This window comes from Weeksella virosa DSM 16922, from assembly GCF_000189415.1.
GTDB lineage: Bacteria > Bacteroidota > Bacteroidia > Flavobacteriales > Weeksellaceae > Weeksella > Weeksella virosa.
In genome coordinates this window covers 124,523-149,587 of sequence record NC_015144.1, presented here as the reverse complement: position 1 = coordinate 149,587, position 25,065 = coordinate 124,523, and the positions used below count along the sequence as shown (strand labels likewise).

The following is a 25,065-nucleotide window of genomic DNA, read 5'->3' as shown; positions in this document are numbered from 1 at the left end:
TTGGAATCATACTAAACTTGACAAAATGGAAAAACGAGACATCAATAACGATTATTAGCTTCGTATTAATGTTATCACCAATTGCAAGTCGATTAGTTCAAGTTCCATTGGAAAAATTTAACTATTTAGCATTTCAAATTCCTTTGACAATTTTCATAATAACATATTTGACATTTATTATCATTAACATAAGACAAAAACTGCTGGTAACAAGGTATTGCCAAAAGCGGGGCTGAAGTGCTAATTTCAAAGTTTGTACTCCCTACCCGCCAAAAACGAATTTTATTCGTTTTTTATTTTTAAATTTAACTCATAAAAATTCGTTTTGGCTAGCCTCGGTGCAAAATCGAAACTTTTCGCTTCGATTTCCCCGCCTTCGGCAATACCCAAAACGTTGGCGTGCATGCAGAAAAAACGAAACTAAATAATGGCATTAAGTTGGAATGAAATAAAAGACCGAGCCTTAAAATTCACAAAAGAATGGGAAGGTGAAAGCAGAGAACGTGCTGAAAAAGACACGTTTTGGAATGACTTTTTTAATGTGTTCGGTATTTCCAGAAGGCGACTTGCCACCTTTGAAGAACCAGTTAAGAAGTTGAACAACAAACAAGGTTTTATTGACCTTTTTTGGAAAGGTACTCTACTTGTAGAACACAAATCGAAAGGGAAAAATCTTGATGCAGCTTTTGAACAAGCGACTGACTACTTTCATGGAATCAAAGAGCATGAATTGCCAAAATATGTTTTGGTTTCTGACTTTGAAAACTTCAAACTGTATGATCTTGACGACAAAAAGGAATATGAGTTTGGAATAAAAGACTTCCACAAAAACATTAAGCTTTTTGGATTTATTGCAGGTTATCAAAAACGTACTTTCAAGGATGAAGACCCTGTAAATATCAAAGCAGCCGAACTAATGGGAAAGCTTCACGACCAATTAGAAGAAAGTGGTTATGAAGGACATCCTTTAGAAGTTTTCTTGGTAAGGTTACTTTTTTGCTTGTTTGCGGACGACACCGGAATTTTTGAAAAAGATACCTTCAAAGAGTTTATAGAAGTAAAAACCAACGAAGACGGCAGCGACCTTGGAGCTTGGTTGGCTCAATATTTTCAAGTCTTAAATACACCTACTGACAAACGACTCAAAAACCTTGATGAACATTTAGCTGCATTTCCATATGTAAACGGAAAACTCTTTGAAGAGCCTTTACCAATTGCTTCATTCAATTCAAGAATGCGTGAAATTCTTTTAGAATGTAGCTCATTGGATTGGGGTAAAATTTCGCCTGCGATTTTCGGTAGTATGTTCCAAAGTGTAATGAATCCCGAAGAACGCAGAAACCTTGGAGCGCACTACACCTCTGAAAAGAATATTCTTAAACTGATAAAACCACTTTTTCTTGACGAACTGCAAGCAGAATTTAAAAAGGTTAAAAGCAACAAAAACAAGCTCAAAGAATTTCACCAAAAACTCGGAAGTTTAAAATTTCTTGACCCAGCTTGTGGTTGTGGTAACTTCTTAATCATAACCTACCGTGAATTACGACTTTTAGAATTGGAAATCCTTAAAGAGTTGTATGGTGGCCAACAAGTTATTGGAATCGACCAAATAATGCTCGTTGATGTTGACCAATTCTATGGCATTGAATATGATGAGTTTCCTGCTCGTATTGCAGAAGTTGCATTGTGGCTAATGGACCACCAAATGAACTTGCGTATTTCAGAAGCATTCGGAATGTACTACGCTCGTTTACCATTAAAAAAGTCTGCTACTATTGTGCATGGAAACGCCCTAAGAACAATATGGACAGATATAGTACCAAAATCTGAACTATCGTACATTCTTGGTAATCCACCTTTTTATGGAAAACAATACCAAAGCAAAGAGCAAAAAGAAGATATGGCACTTGTTTTCAATGGTGTAAAAGGAGCAGGTGTATTGGACTATGTAACCGCTTGGTATTTAAAGGCATCAAAATTAATCAATGGCACAGAAATAAAAGTTGGTTTCGTTTCAACCAACTCTATTGCACAAGGAGAGCAGACAGGACTTTTATGGAATGAACTTTTTAATAATTATGGTATAAAAATCCACTTTGCACATAGAACTTTTAATTGGTCAAATGAAGCAAGAGGAAAAGCTGCTGTTCATGTTATCATAATAGGTTTTGCAAATTTTGATACAAAAAAGAAATCCATTTGGACTTATGACGACATTAAAGGGGAACCTTTAGAAATTGCTGTAAAAAATATAAATCCCTATTTGGTTGAAGGGGCTGACTTGGTTGTTCTTAAACGAAGAAAACCTATCTGTAATGTTTCTGAAATTTCATTCGGAAGTATGCCAAATGATGGGGGTAATTTTTTACTAAGCCCAGAAGAAAAAGACGAACTTTTGAGTATCGAGCCTAATGCGAGCCAAGTCATTAAGCCTTTGCTTAGTGCTCACGAATTTCTAAATGGTAAAAAGAAATACTGCATTTGGTTGAAAGGTGTATCACCTAAATTGCTAAAACAGTTAAAAGAAGTTCATAAAAGAGTTGAAAATGTAAAGCAACTTAGACTAAAAAGTTCAAGAGCAGCTACACAAAAACTTGCAGCGTTCCCAAGTTTGTTTGGAGAAATAAGGCAACCAGAAAATGATTTTGTCCTTGTGCCTTTAAACTCTTCTATGAATAGAAAGTATATTCCAATGGGCTTTTTTGACAATAATCATATACCAAATAACACTTGCTCAGCGATTGACCAAGCTACTCTTTTTGAGTTTGGGGTTTTACAATCAGATATGCATATGACATGGGTGAATTATGTATGTGGTCGAATAAAAAGCGATTACAGGTACAGCAATGAAATTGTTTATAACAACTATCCTTGGCCAAAAGAGCCAAGTGATAAGAACAAAAAAGCAGTTGAAACCAAAGCGCAGAAGGTTTTGGATGTAAGAGCAGAGTTTCTTGAAAGTAGTCTTGCAGATTTGTATGACCCTTTAACAATGCCACCTAAATTAGTAAAAGCACATCAAGAATTGGACAAAGCAGTTGATTTGTGTTACAGACCACAAGCATTTAATAACGAAACGGCTCGGATTGAATTTCTATTTGACTTGTATAACGAATACACAATGCCATTATTGAAAAAGGAAAAGAAAACTAAAAAGAAATAAAGCACGACACGCCAACAATGGCTATACGTAATGCGGGCTAAAGCGCTGAAATGAAAGTGATTAGATTAAATAAACTAAGTACTAAATTGAAAGGTAAGTGCCTTGAAATCCCGCACTACGCATAGCCGTGACCGTTGTGTGCAATACGCCAAAAAAACCTAATAAAAAAAGAAAATGAAGAAACAGAGATTTTTATTTTTAAGTGTCATAGTGTTAACTTTACTTCTTGCATTGTTTGTGAATTTTAGTGGATTTATATTTGCAATTGCATTATTAATTCTTATAACTTTATTTTCACTCATACTAATTATAAAACTTATTAAAGGAAAGCAAATTAAAAGACTATTAAAATTCACCGTAACCTATTCTTTGATATTTATATTTGGAATAATAATTAATCTGTTCATTCCTTATGAAAAAGTTTCACTCGGAGAAGATGCTACACTTTCGCAAGAAATACAACAAATCTATAAATCTGACCAATCTGACAGAAAATTATTAAAAACATATTTAATACCTGAAAACAAGAAAGAAGTAATTGAAAGAGATAATTTAAGGTTAGAAAAAGCAAAAAATATTTATCTTGATTATACAAACGGTAAAGAGCAACTCAATAATCAAGATAAATTTAATTTAGCGATGATTTTACATCACGGAAAAACAAAAGAAGATTTTGAAATAGCACATAATTTAGCCAAACAGGTTGCAAATTCGGATAACAAAATCCAAAATGCTGAATGGTTAGAAAAAGCAACTTATGATAGATTGCAGTTATCTCAGGGAAAACCTCAAAAGTACGGAACACAACATTGAAAGTAGTACTGCACACAACAAGCAGTTTGGCAAAATGCGGGGTTAAGTGCCAAATTGAACTTCTTGCCTTTTTATCCGCCAAAAGCTGTTTGCTTTTGTTTTTTTATTAAATTTACCAAAAGGCTCACAGCTTTGGCTACGTTTCGGTCTGAATTGAACTTTCGCTCAATTCAAACCCGCACTTCGCCAAGCCGCGGCCCGTTACCTGCAAGCGTAAAACAACGTTCGTGCTAAAAAACGACATTTCGGGAAAATCAAAAAATAACGAAACAATTTTTACCTAACTTTGTAAAATGAAATTTATATCTTTAATATTAGCCGTTTATGTATTGCTGTTATCAGCCGTACCGTCTTTTATTGAGGATAAATGTATGCAGGAACATACCACCGAGCAAGGACAAAACGAACAAGACGAAGATTGCAGTTGCTGTTCGCCTTTTTTTAACTGCAACACCTGTACGGGATTTGTTTTAACCAACTTTCATTTTTCGATTAAACATTCAGTAAAAGAACCCCAAAGAAAATTAGGCACAATGCCAACACCGCCTATTTCAGACTTTCCTTATTCTATTTGGCATCCTCCACAATTGGCTTAATATATGGTGCTTTCCGCCCAAACTGATTTGTTACGGTGCTTTCCACCGTTATTACTTATTTATTAAATATTAAGCATTATTTTTCAATGAAAAAAATACTCTTTGTGTCATTTTTTATGACACTCAACCTTTGTGTATATGCACAAAATACGTTCAAAGCTGTAATTAAAGACAGCGAAAAAAAAGAGCCTTTAATGGGCGTAACCGCACAGGTAACAGGCACTACAATCGCCACAATTTCCGATGAAAACGGACATATTATATTAACAGGTATTGCAAACGGTTTGCAAGAAATTCAATTTAGTTATATTGGTTTTGCCCAACGTACCGACAGCTTTAATTTTCCGTTAGAAGATACAGCTCCGATTGAAATCCTACTTTATGAACAATCGGTAGATTTGGAAGAAATCGTTATTTCATCAACAAGAAGTACAAGAACTATCCAAAATATCCCCACACGTATTGAGTTTATAGGAAGTGAGGAGTTAGACGAAAAAGGCAATATGAAAGCAGGGGATATTCGTATGCTTTTGGCAGAAAGCACAGGCATCCACGTACAAACCACATCGCCCACAAGTGCCAATGCAAGTATTCGTATTCAGGGGCTTGACGGACGATATACGCAAATTTTAAAAGACGGTTTTCCTATTTATTCGGGTGCTTCGAGCGGATTGGGTTTGTTGCAAATTCCACCGCTTGACTTAAAGCAGGTTGAAGTTATTAAAGGTTCAACTTCCACGCTGTATGGTGGCGGAGCAATAGCAGGTTTGGTCAACCTGATTTCCAAGACACCAACGGAAGAAAGGGATTTGCGTTTTCATTTAAACGGAACATCGGGCAGGGGTTTAGACATCAATGGTTTTTACGGACAGAAGTTTAAGAAAATCGGAACGACAATATTTGCTTCGCATAATCGCAACGGAGCTTACGATCCTGCACAAATCGAGCTTTCTGCCATTCCCCAATTTGAAAGGTACGTACTGAACCCTAAATTATTTGTTTACTTCAATGATAAAACAAAAATGAACTTCGGCATTAACACCACCATTGAAAACCGTTTGGGTGGCGATATGCTTTACATCAAAGGCAAAGGCGATAACACACACCAATATTTTGAAGAAAACAAAACACAACGCTATTCTACCCAATTTGTTTTTGACCATACGGTAAACGAAAACAGTTTTGTACAGATAAAGAACAGCGTAAGTTATTTTAACCGCAATACGGCTATTCCGAATTACGAATTTGAGGGAACGCAGACCGCTACTTTTACGGAAGCAAGCTATACGCACAGCAAAGAAAAATCGGAATGGGTAACAGGCGTTAATATTTGGACTGATAATTTTAAAGAAAAACAGATTACTGCATTTCCGTTGAGGGATTATACTCATACCACATTCGGGGCTTTCGTTCAAAATTCTTTTAAGGCTACCGATTGGCTTCAATTGGAAGCAGGTTTAAGGACGGATTATGTGATTGATTATGGAGCTGTTTTTTTGCCAAGAGTATCGGCATTGTTTAAGATTGCAAATGGATTGACTTCACGTGTCGGGGGCGGATTTGGCTACAAAACACCAACCATTTTTACCGAAGAAAGCGAACGCATACAATATCAAAACGTAATGCCTATTAACGATAAAACCAATAAATTAGAAAGGAGCTACGGAGCAAATGCAGACATCAACTACCGTACTAATATAGGCGATGATTGGACATTCAGCATAAACCAATTGTTTTTTTATACTTATCTGGATAATCCTTTGTTGCTTCAAAATCCATCTGCTAATCTTTATCAGTTCATCAATTCATCGGGCTACATTCATACCAAAGGAACAGAAACAAATATCAAAATCGGTTATGATGATTTTAAATTGTTTTTGGGCTACACTTTTACCGATACCCGATTGATTGAAAACGGAACAAATACCGAAAATCCACTAACACCAAAACACCGCATTAACTCTGTACTTATGTATGAAATAGAGGATAAATGGAAAATCGGTTTGGAAGCCTATTATTTTAGTCCGCAAAAGCTCAATGACGGAACAACAGGAAAAGACTATGTTATATGTGGCTTTATGGCTGAAAAAATTTGGGAACGGTTTTCTTTGTACATCAACTTTGAAAATTTCTTTGATACAAGACAGACACGTTTCGACAACATTTATACAGGTACAATAACCAACCCTGTTTTTAAAGACATCTATGCACCATTAGACGGATTTGTAATTAACGGAGGAATAAAATTTAGACTTTAAGAAGATGAATAAAACCATATTTAATATAACAAAAATGGATTGCCCAAGTGAGGAGCAATTAATCCGTATGAAACTGCAAAACTTTGATACGGTAAAGTCATTGGAATTTGATATTCCCAATAGAAAACTAAATGTTTACCATAGTGGAAACCCAGAGCCGATTTTTTCAGCTTTGGAAACCTTGAACCTAAATACAACGCTGATTTCAACCGAAGAAACTAATGCAGTTGTTGAAACAGATACAAGCAATAGCCAACGGAAACTACTATGGACGGTATTGATTATCAATTTCGTTTTCTTTGGATTGGAAATGTTGTTCGGTATTTTTTCCAACTCAATGGGATTGGTAGCGGATAGCTTGGATATGCTTGCCGATAGCATCGTTTACGCATTGGCTTTGTTTGCTGTTGGGGGTACGATTGCAAGAAAAAACAATATCGCCAAATTTGCAGGTTACTTTCAAATCCTGTTAGCCGTTATCGGTTTTGTTGAAGTTATCAGACGTTTTATCGGAATAGAAGCGATGCCCGATTTCAAAACAATGATTATTGTTTCTGTTTTGGCATTGATAGCAAACGTACTTTGTCTTTACCTATTGCAAAAGAACAAGAGTAAAGAAGCCCATATGCAGGCTTCGATGATTTTCACGTCAAACGATGTTATAATCAATTCGGGGGTTATCGTTGCAGGAATTTTGGTCAAATGGTTAAACTCGAGCTATCCCGATTTGATTATCGGAGCTATTGTATTTGTAGTTGTGGCAAGAGGAGCGTATAGGATATTGAAATTGGCGAAATGAAACCGAAAGAACGCCAGCAGGTAACATCGGTAACTGTTGCAAAACTCCTTTTTTAGAAAATAAATATTAAAAAACCTCTTTAGAAGCAATTTTAGAGAGGTTTGTTTTTTAGTTAACGGTCAAAATGCGTAAAATTGGGGTGCTTAAAAACGAGCTTTTGAAGTCTATTAATGCCATTTTTATAAAATCGAGTTCCATTAACAATTTTCTGTAAAAATTATCCTCTGGAACCAAATCCAACAGATTAACCGAAACAAATAACTGGGGAGTAAAATTTTTCTTTCCTTGCATATATAAATTTACAAAATATCTGTTTTTTGTGCAACTATTTATATATATTTGAGTTGTGCAACAAGCACAAGGTATTGCCAAAAGCGGGGCTGAATTTCTCTTGCGTTGAAAGTTTAGTCATTATTAGTCGCAAAAAACCATTTCGTTTTTTATTTTTTTGTAATTTTGAAAAAACGAAAATGGTTTTTGCTTGGTGCAGTTTTAATAGAAATTTTAGGTGTAAAAGCCCCGCCTTCGCAAAGCCGTTTCCCGTTATGTGCTATGTTTTACATCAACCACCAAAAAACTATATTTACAATATGAAAAATTCAGCGAAAAAATTTGCAATTATTGGGATAGCTATCATTAGCTTTTCGTGTAATAACGGAGGCGAAACTCAGAAAGCCGACAATCAGGACACCGTAAGATCTGAAACACCAACAAACGAACAACCCAATAGTACAGGTAAATTCGATATAAATTCAATTCCTGTTTCTGATAAAGATTTAGGCGACTTTCCTTTTTTTAGTTTTCCTGAAGGGTTAGTTGCACTTAATAAACCCATAGAAAGAAAATTTGATAAGCTATATTTTGCTATTGATGGTGTGATGACACCTCTTGAAGGAAAAGTTTGGAAGACAGGGGTTTGGACAAAATCGAATCAGAGCAACGATTGGTCGGTTGCTTTTTTTGAGAAGAGTTACGACGAAGCTATAAAAGCTATTGGTGGCGTGAAAATATTTGATGGTACTATCACTAACGAGGAATATGAGAAATACCACCCCCAAGCTACTTATTTAGGAGAAGATGGTTCAATTGGCTATGCCGGAGAGAGCATCAAAACATATGTTATTCGCAGAGCAGATGGAGGCGATGTTTACATTCAATTGTCGGCTACATCGGGTGTCGGAAAAATCAATATTTTGCAGAAGGAAGGATTTAAACAAACCATTTCAATGCTGAAAGCAGATCAAATACAAAAAGATTTAAATGACAAAGGCAAAGCGGTTCTTCACATCAATTTCGATACCGATAAAGCTACTCTAAAAGCTGATGGTAAAGAAGCAGTTGCTGAAATCACAAAAGCCCTTAACACAGACAAAATGCTAAAAATTTCCATTAATGGATATACGGATAATACAGGTGATGAAAAACATAATCTAGACCTTTCTAAACAAAGGGCAGAAACAGTAAAAAAAGAATTGATCAAAAGTGGTATTGATGTAAACAGACTCTCATCAGAAGGTTTTGGACAAAATAACCCTATTGCCGACAATAATACAGAAGAAGGAAAATCACAAAATAGAAGAGTTGAATTAATAAAAAATAAATAACACAGCACATAACAAGGGTAACCGTTGCACAACCCTCAATTTTTCCAAATAATTTTTAAAAACATAAAAAACTAACCTCTTTATAAGCGATTGTAAGGAGGTTAGTTTTTTAGTTGTAGTTCAAAACGCTAAAATTTAAATAGCTTAAAAGCGAGTTTTTGAAGCCTATAAGTGTGGCTTTTAAAAAAGCAAAGTGCTTTTCTTCTTTTAGGGGTAGAACTTGGGCTAAAACACTTGGTTTTTTTACAATAAAACGCAAGTATTTTTTCAAGTTGTAGGTTAAACTTGCCATGAGCACGTGTTTGTTTGCGTTTTGGATGCCTCGTGTGTTGACTCGCTTCATGTTGGTAAAGTTGACCAACGTTCCTATCACGGGTTCTACTGTTTTACTTCGCACTTTTACCATTTTCTTGGCATATTTCTCGTTTTGGGTGAGTTTTTGGTGCATGCGGTCGTAATGTTCTTTGTGGATGCTGTCGTCTAATTTTTTGAACTTGGTGCTTTTGCCACAGCATTGTTCTCTTAGTGGACAGTTTTTGCAATCTGTTTCGCTACTTCGGTACGTTCGTTTGATGTAGCCTTTACTATCCCTTTTTTCGCCCTTGAAAAGGAGTTTGGCTCGATTGCCTTTTGGTTTGGTGCATTGGTAATAATTCTCTTCTTTATTGAAAACAAAACCTTCTCGCTCGGGTTTGTACTGGCCGAAGTTGGGAAATGCGAAGCATTCACGAACACCAATATAAAAAATTAAAAATAGTGAGTAATTAGGCATCAATTTTTTTATCGTGTAAATACGCTAAAGCTTCGCCACTGCTGTAACCTCCATCGGCCAATAGTTCTTCTAATTCGATGCCGTTTTCATTGAGGTTTTCTTGTGGGTTAATTCAACAATATTTTCCAGACACTGGCTGTCACGTTTGTCTGCAAAATCAGAACAAGCTCCTGTGATTACATGACGGGCTTTGCCCGGTTTTACACTTACTCTTGCATCGGAATCGGTAGGCGAATAATGGGTGTGATTAGAAAGGTATTTCGGTCGGATTAAATTGCCGTTTTCATCGGTTTTTTCGCTATTGCTGTTACCTGGCATTCCTTTATAAGCTTCTTTTTTCCAAGTGTGATGTTGTTCTACCAACTTCTTTCGGGTACTGGTGGTTTTAAATTCGCTGTTTTCTTCTAATTCATTTACAAAAGCACTGGCATCTTCCAACACTTCTTTCTCTACCAAACTGTCCATAGAAGCATTGGCTTTGATAAAAACACTGTCCACAGCTTGACGTTTGCCTCGAACCATTCCCTTGCTAACACACATTCTCAACACTTCTTTAAACAAACTCAAAAATACTTCTTCACCATATAAACTCCGAGTGCGACTTATAGTGCTGTGCCATGGAAGTTGCTCATGAACATCATAACCTAAAAATAATCGTATCGACAAACTGTCGCTACAAAAAGCAATCAGTTGCCTATCCGAGTTGATGTTATTCAAATAACCCACCAACAAAATCTTGAAAAACACAACAGGATCAATACTCTGTTGACCTTCATTGCCATAATATTTTTGGGTGGCTTTGTAAATAAAATGTAAATCGAGTTCGGTCAATAATTTTCTGTAAAAATTATCAGATGGAACCATGTCCAACAGATTAACCGAAACAAATAACTGGGGAGTAAAATTTTACTTTCCTTGCATATATAAATTTACAAAATATCTGTTTTTTGTGCAACTATTTATATATATTTGAGTTGTGCAACAAGCACAAGGGTTTTGCAAAAGAGCGGGTTTACGGCTAAGTTGAAAGTTTCTGCACATTTAGTCGCAACAGCCTTTTATATTAATGAATGTATTTGTTTATTTTATTTTTTAAGGAATTCATGATTTTCAATTCCTTTTTTCATAAATTTAGAAGATAATAAAAGGCTGTTGCTTAGCTTAGTGCAAGGTTGAAAGTTTAGTCTTTCTAATCCGCCACTTCGCAAAGCCGAGAACCGTTAGCGGCAATCCATAAAGAAAACTTCCGTTAAAAAAACTTGCCTAAATGTAACTTTTAAATTACCTTTGTTTTCATGAAAGTAAGAGAAGTTATAGCATTTAAAAATTATTTTGAAGATTTTCTTTCTGAACAACCAATTAAAGTTCAAGACAAAATCTTTAAAATCATTGAAGCTATCGAAACTCTTGAGCGTGTTCCCTCAAATTATTTAAAACATTTGACAGGAACTGAAGGTTTGTAGGAAGCAAGAATTCAATTAGGTTCTAATATCTGGAGAGTTTTTTGCTTTTTTGACGGTGAAAAGTTGGTCGTTTTAATGAATGGGTTTCAAAAGAAAACACAAAAGACACCTAAAAATCAAATAGAAAAAGCCTTGAAAATAATGGCTGAATATTATGAACAAAAAAATCAAAAGTAATGGAAACTAAAAGTTGGAAAAATATAAAAGACGACGTTTACGGAAAAGTTGGAACCGAAAGACGTGACGAACTTGAAAGAGATTTTGAATCTTTTAAAATTGGTTTGCTCCTAAAAAAAGCACGAGAAGAAAAACAACTAACTCAGTCTGAACTTGCAGAATTGATAGACAAAAAACGTGAATATATTTCAAGAGTTGAAAATAACGGAAGTAACTTAACTCTTAAAACTTTGTACGATATAGTAGAAAAAGGTTTAGGCGGAAAAGTAAAAATATCAATCGAAATATAAATGCACTGCCCATAATATCAGTTTGGCAATATGGCGGTTTAAGGGAGAAATTGAAAGTTTCTCCTTTTTTAGTCGCAACAACCATTTATATTTATGAATGTATTTGTTTATTTTATTTTTTAAGGAATTCATGTTTTTCAATTCCTTTTTTCATAAATTAAGGGGGATAAAACAAAATGTACATAATGATATAATATAAAAAAGCCTTTTAAACCCTTATAAACAGAGGGTTTGAATACAAAAAAGCCTTTTTTTGAATATAAAACAAAATGTACATTATCTACCATTTTTGTACTGCGCAACTACTTTATAAGTTACCATTTAAAACGCTTTAAATAGCCACAGATACCATTAATGGTTCATATATACCAGAAAACCACTATTGGTGTATGATAACGAAGATAAAACAGCCTTTAAAACAGCTTTTAAATGGCTGTTTTTTTATGCTTTTTAGTTAGCGACCTGTGATATGGGTGAGTGCGGTAATATATAGATCGAAATTCAGTTCAAAATTCAGATCGAAATTCACTTATATGTAAAAATATGAGTCAATGAAATAGGTATGATACATAAAACTGACTGATTGACGGGGTGAAAAGCAATATTAATAGGGGTGTAATCCCTAATGATGCAGATTATAATTAACTTTAATGTGTTGAAAGTCAGCATAGTGTATTGGTTGTATAGAAAATACGTATCGGAACGGTGTACAGAATGATCATTTCTTTAGTTTTGGGTTTGGTTCAGCAGCCATTGGATGATAATCCGATAGTTCTGCAAGCTTTCTTTTTAATGCATTGATTTCTTCTTCGAGTTTTTTGATCTTGAATTTCTGTAGTTCGATAATCTCTTCATCTTTTGGATCCGTTACCTGGTCACCTGATTGGTCCATCTGTGGGTCCTTCAACATATCTCCCCTACCGGTAAGGAGCCATTCGGGATTGACATCTATAAACTTGTTTATAATAGCTTGTGTTATCTCAAATGATGTAAGAGGGTATTTTCCGTTCCTATTATCAATGCTAAATAATCTATTAATACGCGGTTGACTGATTCCTATCTCTTTACTGAATTGATTGATATTGCCTTTGCAATAAAAATTAATTATTTCTTTAATTCTTTGATTTTCAATTGGTAAATCCATTTCTTACGAATATTATATAAAAATGTTTATAAAATATTTTCAATTACATAAACTTGTTTGTATGCTTGCTTTCAGATAGTGAAACAAATAAAGCAATGAGCAAAGAAACAAAAAAAACCGAAATCAAAAGATATAACCGTCAAGTAATTGAAACGCTTGTAGCGAAATACGGTTTGTCTGACTACTATGTACGCCAGTGTGTGGCTGGGCGAAGAGAGGGGGTGATACCAGATAAAATAAAAAAAGATTACCGCGCATTGGAAAATGCACTGGAGGTGAAAAAAGAACAATTTAAAAATCAATTGTAATGAATGTAACCACAACTCAAATGCAAGCCATTGATCAATGGCTTGCAGAAATCGTAACAAGTGTAAATCAAGAAAAATAAATAATTATGAATAAATCACTAAAAACAAGAGAAACGGCTAATGGTATAGTAATAGAAATCAATTTTCGATTATCTCCACAAAATAATCGATGTGATAAACATCTTCCTGAAAAAAAGAACATGAGGCTTCTAAAATTTTTAGAAGATTGTGAACACTACGATATTTCTTTACCTGCCTCGAAAGTGAAACAGTTAATCCTTCAAAATTTTCCTGAAATAGTTCATTGTAACCCAACACACAATAATCTTGAGAGATTTGAAGGTCATAAGTCGATGCAATCTTCTCTAAAAATAAATAATTCCGCTGAAGCTCCTGATTATTTATTGGAAAAGCTATACTGCCAATGGTAACTGAAAATTTAAAAGAATACATATCACTATAATTTTTTTCATAAGCTTAAATGTAGTGATTTATCCCGAAAGGCATACAGCATGGTTCGAGTCCGTGCCGGGAACAAATACTATAATGTACTATGTATATAAGTTATCAAAATACGGTTTGTTTACCTCTTTCAAAGCTTTTCGATTATGGAGTTTTGGAAAGTGAGGGGACTTATCATTCATGGCGTAATAGAGGACATTTAAAAGTTGTTCGTTCTGGCTTTGATAAAACCAAGACGTTGATAAATGCCGAAGAAATGCGCCCTGATATAAAAGCCAAAGTGGTTGCTCTTTTTGGTGATCCTAAGGATAAGCATAAGTTGATTTTGGCAAATTTCATTGAGTGGGATAAGGAATCAGAAGACAATTTCAGATCTTATCGTTATAACGATGATAAATCGCTACCCGAGCCTACTATAAATGAATATACGGTTTCTGCAAGTGTTTTAAATGCCGTTAAAAGGCTTTTAAATGATGAATTAGCACATACCAAAGTTTCGCGTGGGCAAGTATGGGAAAACATAACGAAAGCGGTTGCTAATCTAGACAAATCACTTTATCCACATAAATTACCGGCGAATGTGCGATCGCTGAAAGCAAAATATGAAGCATACGCATTGGGTAAGGTAAGCGATCGTTATCCGGTAGCTGGTTGGAAAGGACTTATTCACCGCAATTTCGGAAATGAATTCACTGCGAAATTAACACAAGAGTCGAAAGAATGGATTTTGGCACGTTGGTGTAACCAGGTAATGAAGTGTGCGAGTTTGGCGCATTTACATGACGAGTATAATCAAAAAGCTATTGCAGAAGGGTGGAAAACGGTGCAAGATGAAAAAACCTTTTACAATTTCTTGTACAGCGAAGATATACAACCATTGTGGTGGGCTCACCGACATGGTGAAAAAGCGGCTGATGAGAAATTTGGTTTTCAACATACCACAATTTTACCTACAAGACGAGATTCGTTATGGTATTCTGATGGTACGAAATTGAACTTCTACTTCAAAGATGAAGATGGCCAAATGAAAACGGCTTGGGTTTACGAAGTAATGGATGCGTTCTCAGAAGTATTTTTAGGTTTCAATGTATCCAAAGATACCGAGCGATTCGAGGATCAATACAAAGCATACAAAATGGCGATTCAGAAAGCTGGTCATCGTCCATTTGAAATAAAATTTGATAACCAGGGCGGACATAAGAAATTGATCGCTTCTGAATTCTTCGTAAAAATGGCACGCATTGCTGTAAGAACGAAGCCATATAATGGTAAATCTAAAACCATTGAAAGTGCTTTTGGACGTTTCCAAAAACAGATCATGAAAAAGTGTTGGTTTTTTACCGGGCAAAACATTACAACCAAAACGCAGGAATCTAAAGCTAATATGGAATTCATTTTGGCGAACAAAAAGAACCTTCCGAGTTATCAAGAAGCAGTTGAGACTTACATCGCAATGCGTAATGAATGGAACCAAGCGAAACATCACCAATCTGGATTGTCGCGCATCGAAACTTACCAGAATTCACACAATGAAAAAACGCCTACAGTTGATGTATGGGATATGGTAAATATGTTCTGGGTATGGCACTCGAAAGGTGAAAAAGTGCAACCTATTACATTCACACCAGGAGGATTGTCTTTTGTGGTGAATAAACAGAAATTCGAGTACATGGTGTACGATGAAAGTGGTTTGCCAGATCAAGATTTCATCGACCGAGCTGTTGACAAAAAGTTCTATTTGAAATATGATCCCGAAATGATGGATGAAGTTTACTTGTACGAAAAGGATCACGGCGGTGAACGCTTTGTAACCGTAGCCAAACTGAAATTGAATATACATAGAGCAACACAAGATCAGACCGAAGGTGAAAACAGATTCATAAAACAAGTAGATGAAGCCAAAAATGCTCATCGTATCGAACGATTTGAACGTATGGAGGCTATTCTGGAAACTCATGGAATGGCAGCATGGCAGCAAGGTTTCAATACACCAAAGGTGAGAGGCGCTCACAAGACAAAAGATCAAGTAAAACAAAAAACCTCAAAAGCTAGTGCAATAGCTGATGAGGATTATGATAAACAAGTAAGCAATTTAACACAAAACGACATTTACAATGAATGGTAAAAATGCAAAAATCGAATGGGCGGAAAAAATTGATATCTGCAACCGCCTTGCAAACTTTGTTCAACGCAAAGGTAGTCAAAAAAAAGCAGGAGTAGCATTGGATGTTTCCAATGCTACTATATCACAGATACTTGCGCATAATTGGGATTTGGTGAGTGATGAAATGTGGCGTAAGATTTCGTCAAGCGTTGGAGGTAGTGCCAATGAGTGGGTAATGGTCGAAAATGTATCGGTTACCGAAAAGCTCATGAAACTTTTGAATGAAAGTCAAAGTATGGCGTTGGTATTTGGAATTACAGCCAATGCAGGTTCTGGTAAGTCTGCAACCATTGCACATTATGTACATCAGCATGAAAATGCTTTTGCGATTTCATGTAACGAATATATGGAAGAGCGTGATTTTGTGATGGAAATATTCAAAGCTATGGGACGTGAGCCTAATACGACAAGAGTTTATCCAATGACTATTGAGTTGATTGACATTTTGAAGCGTACACCTTTTCCAGTGTTGATTTTGGATGAAGCGGATAAGTTGAAAAACAAAGTGTTGAACTTCTTCATCACTTTTTATAATCAGTTGGAAGGGATATGTGGCTTGAATTTGATTGCGACATCATACTTGGAAAAACGCATCAAAAATGGCGCTCAAAACAACACCAAAGGATTTCGTGAAATATATAGCCGATTAGGACGCAAATTTATTTCGTTGAGCGAGGTTAATTACACCGATGTATTGAAGATTTGTAAAGCGAATGGTGTTGATGATGAAAAAGTGATCCAAGATATTTTCGCTGATTGTGAAAATGATCTGCGCCGTGTGAAAAGGAGAATAATTGCGGAACAACGTAAAAGACAAGTGAATGGATAAACATTTTAGGTATCATCCAATCGTTGAAGATCTGAAAGTAAACGAGGATGGAACGGAAGTGATTTTCAAAGGAAAATTGGTAAAACAATATCCATTAAAAGGAACTGACAACACCATAATGAATATTAAAAATTCGAATGTATCTCGAATGAAGTTGATTTGTGAATGTTGGATAGGTTTAGCCGATAGCCCAGAATTTATAACGACCAAAATTGATGAAAATGGTGGTTTTCATTATACCAATTTGGAATGGCGGAAAAGAGGAGTAGGTGTCTATGAAAAGAAAATAAAAAAGCACGGGAGTCAGTACAAATTCAAAACAAAAGAGGATCTACTGCAATTTATAGCCAACAAACCCACAGACAAAACAATGACAAGTTATTTGAAAGAACAAAACGTATCAGAATTCGCTTACTATGGAGCAAAAAAAAGATTCAAGGTCTAAAGCCTTATCGGTAGATAATCTTCTCAATCTAAAGTTTCATCCACTTGAATTTGAAGGAAAATGGCACGAAAGCTTTGGAACTCCAGACGAATCTTTTTCAGCAATTGTTTGGGGTTTGAGGTCTAACGGTAAAACAAGTTTTGCCATGCAGTGGGCAAAGTATCTCACCAAATTTGGGCGAGTGGTTTACAATAGTTTAGAAGAGGGAGCCTCCCCAACCATTCAAAAAGCGATAAAAGAACATGGTATGAAGCAATGCGGTCGGAAATTTATTTTACTAGACCGCGAACCTTGGGAGGATATGGTGGAACGAATGAAAGCACATAAATCACCACAGTTTCTTATCGTGGATTCGGTGCAATATACAGGAGCAACGATTCAGCAATACAAAGAATTGAAGGAATATATGAAGCAAAAAAAGAAAGGTTTAATCTTCATCAGCCATGCCAAAGGGTCGGAACCAAAAGGAGCTCTTGCAGAATTCATTTCCTACGATGTGGATTTGAAAATTCCAGTAAAAGGTTATCGTGCATTTCCAGAAGGTCGATTGAACGGAGGTGGAAAGTTTTTCGACATCTGGCCAGAGAAATCAGCAAAATTTTACGCAGACTTAAAATAAAAATATGAAAACAACACTTAAAATACCAGCGATACAGCACAACTATTGTCGCTTGACCGAAACGGATCTTTTCGATTATCAAAATGACATCTTAGAAAACGGATGCACGTACGCCGAAATGTATTGGCAATTTATCGTGAACGAAGAAACGCGCCAAAAACAAATCCAAATCACAACCCAGAGCAAGGAATATTGGCGTTGGTTTCAGAACCAATTCCATTTGCAAGTGCGAAATGCTTTTGGTGCGGTGAATGTGGAGCCGACGGAACCATTTGTTGAGCAATCGGCATTGGATGCGCTCAAAGAATCGTATGTGTATCATACCAATCCAAAGCTGATGGTGCAACATGTCTTTCCGACGAAAAAAGTAAGTAAAGAAATCGAAACAATTTGCAAACAGTATGAAGCAATTTAATGAAGACGAAGTTTTATTGGCACTCAACTACGATACCAATGTAGAACAAGTGCTAACGTTTACCGAGCGTTGTCAGTTGCACAAATACCGCGCAAGTCTCTATAAGTCGAAGTTGTACCCATTACCAGACGATTTACATCACAAGATTCTGCATTTGCTAATAGCACTATACAACAGGGGTTATGAACGGATGCATTATAGCTATCATGAGAATGACAACGGTGAACTAATATTATTAATCAATTCAAAATTATAAAACAATGGCAAATATCAATTTAGGCGATTTGACCGCCGAGCAAAAAAAACAATTAGCCGAACAATTGGCTGCTGAAAAACTAGCCGAAAAAGAGCAACGCAAACAGAACCTGGCGACGCTAGAAGAAATGGCAAAGGAGCAATTGCCAAGTGTGATTGAGCAACTCACCAAAGCATCGGAAGCTTTGCAATCGGCAAAGGAATTCGCTTTCCGTTCGTTTGAGCAATATCTGAAGCTGAAGATTGAAACGCTTGGCATTACTTCGGTTCAGAAATCACACACCATCAATGTAGATGGTCGCAAAATTATCATCGGTTACCGCGTGACGGATGGGTACGATGATAATGCAGGTTATGGACTGGCGTTGGTGCATAAGTTTCTTGGATCGTTGGCCAAAGATGAAGAATCAGCCAAACTAATCAAGTCCATCAATCGATTGTTGCAGAAAAATGCCAAAGGTGATTTGGATTCGAAAAAGGTTTTGGAGTTGGCAAAAATAGCGAATGAGGATTTTCCTGAAACTGAATTTCAAGAAGGTGTAGAGATGATCCAAGGCGCTTATAAACCGAGAATGAGTAAATGGTTTATCGAGGCTACACAAACTGATGGGCAAGGCGTGGAACGTTCGATTCCGTTGTCGATAACAAGCGTGAATTTACCTGTTGATTTGGATTTGAGTTTTTTATTACCGAAAGATGAATAGCGAATTAATATTAGTGATTTTGATGGGAGTGGCGTATGCTGCTTTCATCTTCTGGATAGCAACTTTAACGAATAATCAAAACAACGATTAATTATGGCATCAAAAATAAAAGAAACTCAATTTCAATGGATTTTTCAATCTGAAGACGGAAATGGTGAATTTGAATTTAGAGTACATAAAAATTTTAGTCAAATTCAATTAGAGACTGGAGTTGAAGAATCTTATGCAGATACAAATCTGCATGAAATAATACAGATTAGAGATATGTTGAACTTATTATTGAAACAACATGAAAATTCAAGCACACCAAATCAAGCAGATTCAGACGGTATTTAGTCGGGATTTGCAGATATCTGACCGCGATATGCGGTTGGATATCATTTCAGATTACGTTGGGCGACCTGTGCAGTCAACGAAGGATCTCACCGAAGATGAAGCTAATGGTTTACTTTACCTACTTGGCCGAGCAAACAAAAGCATACACACTTATCATGCACATTTTGACTATAGCAACGGTCAGCATCGCTACGTCTTATCATTGTGCTATCAGTTGAATTGGACGGTGTGGTCTGAGAAAGCGAAAAAAATGGTTGTGGACCAGGAGCGTTTGGGAAAATTCATCATGTCGAATAAATCACCAGTGCGCAAGCCTTTGTCTAATATGACGAAACAAGAATTATCAAAGCTGATTTATGTATTAGAAAAATTGTAAAAATGAGTAAGAAAAAAGAAGATTTAATCTATAACGAGGGAGCTGTAGAAGCTCGCAGTAGAGCACAAGTAAATCTGGAACGTGCTAAGAAGGTAGAAGCTAAACGTATTCAAAATGGTGCGAGGTATGTGAAAATTGATAAAGGATATAAGTTGGTGAAGGATGGTTAACGTTCGTGCCGAGTATTGCCGATAGGTGGCAATTAAAAAACAATAACTTTAAAAATATTACTAAGATGAATAAAGAACAAAACACCGAAAATGACAACAAAAATTAAACTCAAAACAAATAATACTGACTTGGGCATTGTGAATGAAATTGTGGATGCACGGTTGTTTCAAACAACCATTCCAAGTCCAGAGATCAAAGCAATGGAAAGCATCTTGTTTGAGCTTTCGGAAAAGCTGATGAAAAAGGCCATAACCGAACGGCGTAATTTTCAGCCGTTCAGTATTAGTCTCAAATACCATTATGGTTTTACGCTGCATTCGATTTTGCGCGAATGGTTGAAAGATGGTTCTGATAACATTTATACGCAAAATGCGGTCATGAAGTTAGCGAACGAAATCCACCAACAGTTATGAAAGGGAAACAATACATCATCACATCAACGCATTTCAATGGTTTGGTGAGTTATACGTATAACTTAAAAGGTTGGTTAATTGATTTTCATTTGGATGTGTCGAACATACATATTGACACCTTGAATTTCTTTTACGATCATTTACCCAAGAATTTGGAGCTGATGAAAGATTGGATCGCGAACGCCAAGAACTTCAAAGTTGAAGAGGTTCCGGCTGATATATCATTTGATCGCTTTTGGACGGAATACGGCAAACACGGAACCAAATCCGTTGCGATGAAGCGATACAACAAGTTGAAAGATAACGAAAAGATATCGGCAATATTAGGCATCAGGATTGAGCGTCGAAAAAAACAAAAGGACCAAACGGCCATGCCGTATGCGGAGACGTATCTAAATCAGAAGAGATGGGAATAATTGAAATTGTAAAATGAAAAAAGTAAAATGAAAAATGGCTTGGAAAGTTAAACAACATAAAGAGGTTAGATCAAGTATGGATTTGAATATGTCATCTAAATTGAAATTTTTAGCTGAAACGACTGGTGCAACTACGGTAGATCAATTGGAAGAAGAGTTTAAAAAAGAATTGTTAACCATTAAACGAAAAAATATATTTTCTGCGGAATATTCTTATAAAATGACTCAACGTAATCAGACCAGTGCAGAAGTTTGGAAGTTGAAAGCAAATGGAGATTTTAACTATAAAATTTTTACACTTGATTGGGATGGTGCTGTTTATAACCCATTTAATTTTTGATGATGAAATTAGATTCAAAACTATTCAAGAAGCTACAGGGCGAAAAAAAGAAAGCCGATGCGCATGCTTTTAACGTGGATTTAGCGATCCAAACTTTACAGAACATTTGCGATCATGTTTGGATAGATGATTCTTTGGCTGGGCAATATGAACCGCTGTATTGTAAAGTGTGTGGGAAGGAAAAAGAGAAATAAACCCGATAGGCAAGCTCTCACGTTCGAGCCGTGAGCGGGTGCAAAAATTAAAAAGTTAATTGAAATATTAAAATAATTATGTATGTTTGTATCGCTATACTATTTCAAGAGAAATCTTGATAAAATTTATTGACGATATGGAAGCCTATGAGGGCGCCAACCGAAAGGAGCGTGTTCTATTCTTGGAATAGTATAGCACCTCTAAGGGCTTCCGCATACATATAAACTGCTATTTTATGAATGCACAAAGTAATAGCCAAGCTCAGGCTGAAAAGGAGCTACACTTCACGCCAGTAAAGTTTAACTACGAGGGTAAGGCAATTGATTTTAAAGACCAAAAAGGGTCTGTAATGGTAAATGCTACACAAATGGGAAAGGTGTTTGGTAAAACGCCTAAAGACTGGTTACGATTAGAATCGACAAATGAATTTCTTAATGTATTGAAAGATAGTCAAAAGGCAGATATGCCTCTTGGTCTGTTTGATGATGAAAAAACCTTGGTTCAGGTAGTACACGGTGGAAATAATCGAGGTACTTGGATGCACGAGGATGTAGCTTTAGAATTTTCACGATGGTTACATCCAAAATTTGCTATCTGGACAAATAAACACATCAAAGAATTATTGTTAAAAGGTAGTACATCTATTAAAAAACAAAAGAAAGGCTATCCTGCATTACCGCCAAAACGTAATCACAATCGTTTAACACAAGGCAGACTATTGGATATAATGGTAGATGTTGCTAAGATTGAAAATGCGGAGCTACGTACAAGTATAATTAAAAAAATTGGGATTATGAAGCCAACCAAATATTTCAGTCATAAGTCAGTAATGACAGCTTTTGCAAAACAATTTGTTAAGGAACATCCGGCGCACTGGTATCTAAAAACAACCTTAGAATGCGATCATCGAATAAACGAGCGAAGAAAAGCAATGGTGTTATTACAGAATGAAACGCTTGTACAACGATTAATCTATTGTCCAATCTGCACAAAAACGGATAAGCAATGAGGGTAACAGACAAGAAAAAACTCTACAAAGTACCAGAAATGAAAATCACTTTTAGTCGATTGATAAAAGATCCTGTAATCGTAAGTTCACACGAAGATGCAGCAACTGTCTTTCATACGATGTGGGATGATTCGTTGATCAATATACAAGAGCAGTTTTGTGTCATATTTCTCAATCAAGCAAATCATGTGTTGGGTTTCAGAGTACTCAATACGGGTATGCGTTCAACCTCATTGGTAGATAAACCTTTGCTTATTTCATTGGCTTTGGGTTGCAGAGCTGCATCGGTGATCATAGCACACAATCATCCATCAGGTAATTTACAGCCGAGTATAGCAGATCGTGAACTTACACAAGATATAAAACGAAAATGTGAGTTTTTTGATATAAAACTACTCGACCATTTTATTATAACTTCTGATGGTCATTATAGTTTTGCCATAAATAATATATTGTAGTAGAAAGCCACTCAATTTGAGTGGCTTTTTTTTGTTTACTTCAAAGTGCGTTGTGCAAGAACTCTTTGTACTTCGTACACGTTCACACTTTTGTTGAATTTTTTACTGACGCTTGGCTTATCTTCACTCGATATCCAAATTTTCAATTCTGCATCCAAATCAAAGTTACCGGCAGTTTCTATTGAGAATCTCGAAATACTGCTGTATGGTAAAGATAGATATTCAATTTTCCGCCCCGTCAAACCTTGTTTATCAATTAAGATTAATCTTTTGCTGGTAAATATAAATACATCTCTGAACAAAGAAAAACCAATATCGATGGTTTCGCCTTCAATTAAAATTGCTTGATAATCGCTGTAGAGTTTTTCTGGTGTTACAGTACCTGCGTTGCCTAATAGTTTGTCAAATAATCCCATAAGTTAAATTTTAATAGGCTGAAATATACTATATTAATTCTGATTGGATTGTAATTTTTGCAAAAAGTAGAAAAAAAAGGTACTTTTGCTTTCAATGAGCCGAAAAGCAAGATTAAATATTCGCAATCAACAAATTCGAGAAGACTTTGATCGCTTGGTGGATAAGAATCCGCAATGGCGAGTGGATGCTTGCGTGAGCGAACTGGCAAAGAAATGGTTTTTGTCCGAGCGAACAATAGAAGCTATATTGCGAGGTGAGGGTTGTTATTCATAAGGTTTTTGAAAAGCGTTTAAATCAATTTTAAACGCTTTTTTATTGGTATTCAAAATATTTTGTATATTTGTAATGTAATGAGTGCAACCGTTTATCTATAATCGTGGGCTTGTTATTCCAAAAGCCACTATTTAGTGGCTTTTATTGTATACAATTTTATCACCAGATATACAGATTATTCTGTCGAATTTTAAAAATTGTTTTTCATCGGCTTTTAACCCATTATATTTAGCTAATCCCTTTTTGAAAATTTCATATTGAAAATTATTATTAGGAAAATATAGTATAGCAATTCTTGTTTTCTTCTTCGATGCGCAGTGTTTTAAACCATTTCTAATGTTGTTTTCAGTTGCAGTCTCAGTAGATGCAATTTCGAATGGTAAATTATTCCAAAACCCCTCTGTATTCCGAAGTTTATACACATTCATAATTTCTTTATCTAAAATTACAGAATACCCATTCTTGAAACCTATATTTTGAACTTCTTTTTCTGTCCAACCAGTTTTGTTATCAAAATTATGTTCTTTATGTATAGCTTTCATTCCGCCAGATTGTTTATCAAACGCTACATCAAAATAGTTTGTATCCTTTTTTAATTTACGGTAGGCTTGATAATTCGCTGCGTATTGTTTAATTTTTTTGAGTTGTGCTAATCCCCAATCTGCAATCTTTTTGAAATCTTCATCACTTACTCCATTTGCATACACCGTTTCTGGAAACACTTTTCCGCTCTCACCAGGATTGTTTCTAAACTTATCATTCGGTATTGAGGTTGGAATTTCGGCTTCTGGCGAAGGATCATCTGCAGTTCTAATCGCATCACAACGACACGCCCAATCGTTGGGTGGGAAATTCACCTTCCAAAAAGGATGATCGATCGGTAAGATCTTGCCATGCCAAGCTCTATGTTTGTCGCGTACACGATTATCGTTTACCGTAACGTATTTTAGATTCGGATATATATGTTTGGTACGCTGTATATCTTTCCATTTTTGCGCAGCATTTGCCGATGCAATGGTCTGGTGATATTCGGTTTTGAGCCATTGTTGGTTGTATTTCGCGTCAATTTTGGTGGCTTCTTTTTTGAACTCATCCCAAGATCTCAAACCTTTTTTTTCGTCAATCAACAAATCTTTCAAAACACTGTTGAAAGAAGCTTCTTTGAATGCTGAGAATACTGCGATGTTTTCTTTGAGCGCATTTACCAAATCGGTGTCGTAGAACTCGATGCTAGGTTTATAACCTTGGTCAACTGCATTGGATAGTTTTTTGTTGTATTCTTTCCAAAGTTCAGCACGCAATTCACCTGGCACTTCTCGTTTGTTAAAGAGTGCATTCACGTATTTGTCAATTAGCCTGTTGAACGATTTGGGCAACCATT

General features: G+C 35.8%; 31 protein-coding genes and 1 pseudogene. 28 read left to right on the top strand and 4 right to left on the bottom strand.

Annotated features, from left to right (window positions below; genetic code table 11):
* Nucleotides 1–427 precede the first annotated feature (427 nt).
* From WEEVI_RS00765 to WEEVI_RS00735, 6 genes are all read left to right on the top strand, one after another.
* The gene (locus WEEVI_RS00765; protein WP_013597269.1) at nucleotides 428–3,163 is read left to right on the top strand and encodes a class I SAM-dependent DNA methyltransferase; all 2,736 of its coding nucleotides are present in this window, start codon (nucleotides 428–430) and stop codon (nucleotides 3,161–3,163) included.
* A gap of 174 nt (nucleotides 3,164–3,337) precedes the next feature.
* Complete coding sequence (locus WEEVI_RS00760) at nucleotides 3,338–3,976, top strand: energy-coupling factor transporter transmembrane component T family protein (RefSeq protein WP_013597268.1); 639 nt, start codon at nucleotides 3,338–3,340, stop codon at nucleotides 3,974–3,976.
* A gap of 371 nt (nucleotides 3,977–4,347) precedes the next feature.
* Nucleotides 4,348–4,572 (top strand): hypothetical protein, encoded by a 225-nt coding sequence (locus WEEVI_RS00755; RefSeq protein WP_232013440.1) that lies wholly within the window; start codon nucleotides 4,348–4,350, stop codon nucleotides 4,570–4,572.
* 86 nt (nucleotides 4,573–4,658) lie between these two features.
* Nucleotides 4,659–6,830 (top strand): TonB-dependent receptor, encoded by a 2,172-nt coding sequence (locus WEEVI_RS00750; RefSeq protein ID WP_013597266.1) that lies wholly within the window; start codon nucleotides 4,659–4,661, stop codon nucleotides 6,828–6,830.
* Between the two features lie 4 nt (nucleotides 6,831–6,834).
* Nucleotides 6,835–7,629 (top strand): cation efflux transmembrane domain-containing protein, encoded by a 795-nt coding sequence (locus tag WEEVI_RS00745; protein WP_013597265.1) that lies wholly within the window; start codon nucleotides 6,835–6,837, stop codon nucleotides 7,627–7,629.
* Nucleotides 7,630–8,219: 590 nt separating this feature from the next.
* Nucleotides 8,220–9,233, top strand: coding sequence for an OmpA family protein (locus tag WEEVI_RS00735; protein WP_013597263.1), 1,014 nt, complete (start codon nucleotides 8,220–8,222; stop codon nucleotides 9,231–9,233).
* A 109-nt stretch (nucleotides 9,234–9,342) separates the two neighbouring features.
* Here the strand turns inward: WEEVI_RS00735 and WEEVI_RS11675 are convergent.
* Nucleotides 9,343–10,869 (bottom strand): annotated as a pseudogene (locus tag WEEVI_RS11675) (transposase).
* A 431-nt stretch (nucleotides 10,870–11,300) separates the two neighbouring features.
* Between WEEVI_RS11675 and WEEVI_RS11560 the strand changes: the two are divergent.
* The 3 genes from WEEVI_RS11560 to WEEVI_RS00720 are packed head-to-tail and all read left to right on the top strand — an operon-like array spanning nucleotide 11,301 to nucleotide 11,935.
* Nucleotides 11,301–11,468 carry a hypothetical protein gene (locus WEEVI_RS11560; protein ID WP_311316199.1) on the top strand — a complete coding sequence of 56 codons (168 nt, stop codon included), beginning with the start codon at nucleotides 11,301–11,303 and terminating at the stop codon, nucleotides 11,466–11,468.
* Between the two features lie 9 nt (nucleotides 11,469–11,477).
* Nucleotides 11,478–11,645, top strand: coding sequence for a type II toxin-antitoxin system RelE/ParE family toxin (locus WEEVI_RS11555; RefSeq protein WP_311316202.1), 168 nt, complete (start codon nucleotides 11,478–11,480; stop codon nucleotides 11,643–11,645).
* Nucleotides 11,645–11,935, top strand: a complete 291-nt coding sequence (locus tag WEEVI_RS00720; protein WP_013597262.1) for a helix-turn-helix domain-containing protein — start codon at nucleotides 11,645–11,647, stop codon at nucleotides 11,933–11,935. Before WEEVI_RS11555 ends, WEEVI_RS00720 begins: the two co-directional genes overlap by 1 nt.
* A 718-nt stretch (nucleotides 11,936–12,653) precedes the next feature.
* Here WEEVI_RS00720 and WEEVI_RS00715 read toward each other — a convergent pair.
* Entirely contained in the window at nucleotides 12,654–13,079 is a 426-nt protein-coding gene (locus WEEVI_RS00715; protein ID WP_013597261.1) for a hypothetical protein, read from the bottom strand.
* A 95-nt stretch (nucleotides 13,080–13,174) separates the two neighbouring features.
* On the opposite strand from WEEVI_RS00715, the gene WEEVI_RS00710 reads away from it, so the two are divergent.
* The 18 genes from WEEVI_RS00710 to WEEVI_RS00630 all read left to right on the top strand — a co-directional run bounded on the left by WEEVI_RS00710 (nucleotide 13,175) and on the right by WEEVI_RS00630 (nucleotide 22,994).
* The gene (locus tag WEEVI_RS00710; protein WP_013597260.1) at nucleotides 13,175–13,387 is read left to right on the top strand and encodes a hypothetical protein; all 213 of its coding nucleotides are present in this window, start codon (nucleotides 13,175–13,177) and stop codon (nucleotides 13,385–13,387) included.
* Between the two features lie 86 nt (nucleotides 13,388–13,473).
* Nucleotides 13,474–13,818: a hypothetical protein gene (locus WEEVI_RS00705; RefSeq protein ID WP_041942007.1), complete on the top strand. Its 345-nt coding sequence runs from the start codon at nucleotides 13,474–13,476 to the stop codon at nucleotides 13,816–13,818.
* A 122-nt stretch (nucleotides 13,819–13,940) separates the two neighbouring features.
* On the top strand, nucleotides 13,941–15,974 hold the full coding sequence (locus WEEVI_RS00700; RefSeq protein ID WP_013597258.1) for a hypothetical protein: 2,034 nt from the start codon (nucleotides 13,941–13,943) through the stop codon (nucleotides 15,972–15,974).
* Nucleotides 15,964–16,842, top strand: a complete 879-nt coding sequence (locus WEEVI_RS00695) for an AAA family ATPase (RefSeq protein ID WP_013597257.1) — start codon at nucleotides 15,964–15,966, stop codon at nucleotides 16,840–16,842. Before WEEVI_RS00700 ends, WEEVI_RS00695 begins: the two co-directional genes overlap by 11 nt.
* The gene (locus WEEVI_RS00690) at nucleotides 16,835–17,287 is read left to right on the top strand and encodes a hypothetical protein (protein ID WP_013597256.1); all 453 of its coding nucleotides are present in this window, start codon (nucleotides 16,835–16,837) and stop codon (nucleotides 17,285–17,287) included. The genes WEEVI_RS00695 and WEEVI_RS00690 overlap by 8 nt, the downstream gene beginning before the upstream one ends.
* The gene (locus WEEVI_RS00685) at nucleotides 17,259–17,906 is read left to right on the top strand and encodes a P-loop NTPase family protein (RefSeq protein ID WP_013597255.1); all 648 of its coding nucleotides are present in this window, start codon (nucleotides 17,259–17,261) and stop codon (nucleotides 17,904–17,906) included. Before WEEVI_RS00690 ends, WEEVI_RS00685 begins: the two co-directional genes overlap by 29 nt.
* A 4-nt stretch (nucleotides 17,907–17,910) precedes the next feature.
* Nucleotides 17,911–18,321 carry a hypothetical protein gene (locus WEEVI_RS00680; protein ID WP_013597254.1) on the top strand — a complete coding sequence of 137 codons (411 nt, stop codon included), beginning with the start codon at nucleotides 17,911–17,913 and terminating at the stop codon, nucleotides 18,319–18,321.
* The gene (locus tag WEEVI_RS00675; protein ID WP_013597253.1) at nucleotides 18,308–18,577 is read left to right on the top strand and encodes a hypothetical protein; all 270 of its coding nucleotides are present in this window, start codon (nucleotides 18,308–18,310) and stop codon (nucleotides 18,575–18,577) included. The genes WEEVI_RS00680 and WEEVI_RS00675 overlap by 14 nt, the downstream gene beginning before the upstream one ends.
* Before the next feature lie 4 nt (nucleotides 18,578–18,581).
* Nucleotides 18,582–19,280 carry a DUF3164 family protein gene (locus tag WEEVI_RS00670; protein ID WP_013597252.1) on the top strand — a complete coding sequence of 233 codons (699 nt, stop codon included), beginning with the start codon at nucleotides 18,582–18,584 and terminating at the stop codon, nucleotides 19,278–19,280.
* A 93-nt stretch (nucleotides 19,281–19,373) separates the two neighbouring features.
* The gene (locus tag WEEVI_RS00665) at nucleotides 19,374–19,616 is read left to right on the top strand and encodes a hypothetical protein (protein WP_013597251.1); all 243 of its coding nucleotides are present in this window, start codon (nucleotides 19,374–19,376) and stop codon (nucleotides 19,614–19,616) included.
* A complete protein-coding gene (locus WEEVI_RS00660) occupies nucleotides 19,570–19,992 on the top strand; it encodes a hypothetical protein (RefSeq protein WP_013597250.1) in 423 nt (140 codons plus the stop codon). Before WEEVI_RS00665 ends, WEEVI_RS00660 begins: the two co-directional genes overlap by 47 nt.
* 2 nt (nucleotides 19,993–19,994) lie before the next feature.
* Nucleotides 19,995–20,162, top strand: coding sequence for a hypothetical protein (locus WEEVI_RS11295; protein ID WP_013597249.1), 168 nt, complete (start codon nucleotides 19,995–19,997; stop codon nucleotides 20,160–20,162).
* A gap of 90 nt (nucleotides 20,163–20,252) precedes the next feature.
* Entirely contained in the window at nucleotides 20,253–20,576 is a 324-nt protein-coding gene (locus WEEVI_RS00655; protein ID WP_013597248.1) for a hypothetical protein, read from the top strand.
* Entirely contained in the window at nucleotides 20,573–20,992 is a 420-nt protein-coding gene (locus WEEVI_RS10830; RefSeq protein ID WP_013597247.1) for an LvrA C-terminal domain-related protein, read from the top strand. The genes WEEVI_RS00655 and WEEVI_RS10830 overlap by 4 nt, the downstream gene beginning before the upstream one ends.
* Before the next feature lie 34 nt (nucleotides 20,993–21,026).
* Entirely contained in the window at nucleotides 21,027–21,332 is a 306-nt protein-coding gene (locus tag WEEVI_RS00645; RefSeq protein WP_013597246.1) for a hypothetical protein, read from the top strand.
* Nucleotides 21,332–21,526: a hypothetical protein gene (locus WEEVI_RS00640; RefSeq protein ID WP_013597245.1), complete on the top strand. Its 195-nt coding sequence runs from the start codon at nucleotides 21,332–21,334 to the stop codon at nucleotides 21,524–21,526. Before WEEVI_RS00645 ends, WEEVI_RS00640 begins: the two co-directional genes overlap by 1 nt.
* Nucleotides 21,527–21,762: 236 nt before the next feature.
* Nucleotides 21,763–22,536: a KilA-N domain-containing protein gene (locus tag WEEVI_RS11070; RefSeq protein ID WP_013597244.1), complete on the top strand. Its 774-nt coding sequence runs from the start codon at nucleotides 21,763–21,765 to the stop codon at nucleotides 22,534–22,536.
* Complete coding sequence (locus WEEVI_RS00630; RefSeq protein WP_013597243.1) at nucleotides 22,533–22,994, top strand: JAB domain-containing protein; 462 nt, start codon at nucleotides 22,533–22,535, stop codon at nucleotides 22,992–22,994. The genes WEEVI_RS11070 and WEEVI_RS00630 overlap by 4 nt, the downstream gene beginning before the upstream one ends.
* Before the next feature lie 35 nt (nucleotides 22,995–23,029).
* Here WEEVI_RS00630 and WEEVI_RS00625 read toward each other — a convergent pair whose 3' ends face one another.
* Nucleotides 23,030–23,410, bottom strand: a complete 381-nt coding sequence (locus tag WEEVI_RS00625) for a PH domain-containing protein (RefSeq protein ID WP_013597242.1) — start codon at nucleotides 23,408–23,410, stop codon at nucleotides 23,030–23,032.
* Between the two features lie 94 nt (nucleotides 23,411–23,504).
* Between WEEVI_RS00625 and WEEVI_RS00620 the strand changes: the two genes are divergently transcribed.
* Complete coding sequence (locus tag WEEVI_RS00620) at nucleotides 23,505–23,684, top strand: hypothetical protein (RefSeq protein WP_041942005.1); 180 nt, start codon at nucleotides 23,505–23,507, stop codon at nucleotides 23,682–23,684.
* 131 nt (nucleotides 23,685–23,815) lie between these two features.
* Here the strand turns inward: WEEVI_RS00620 and WEEVI_RS10825 are convergent, their stop codons facing one another.
* Nucleotides 23,816–25,024, bottom strand: coding sequence for a phage head morphogenesis protein (locus WEEVI_RS10825; protein ID WP_013597241.1), 1,209 nt, complete (start codon nucleotides 25,022–25,024; stop codon nucleotides 23,816–23,818).
* Nucleotides 25,025–25,065: the final 41 nt, after the last annotated feature.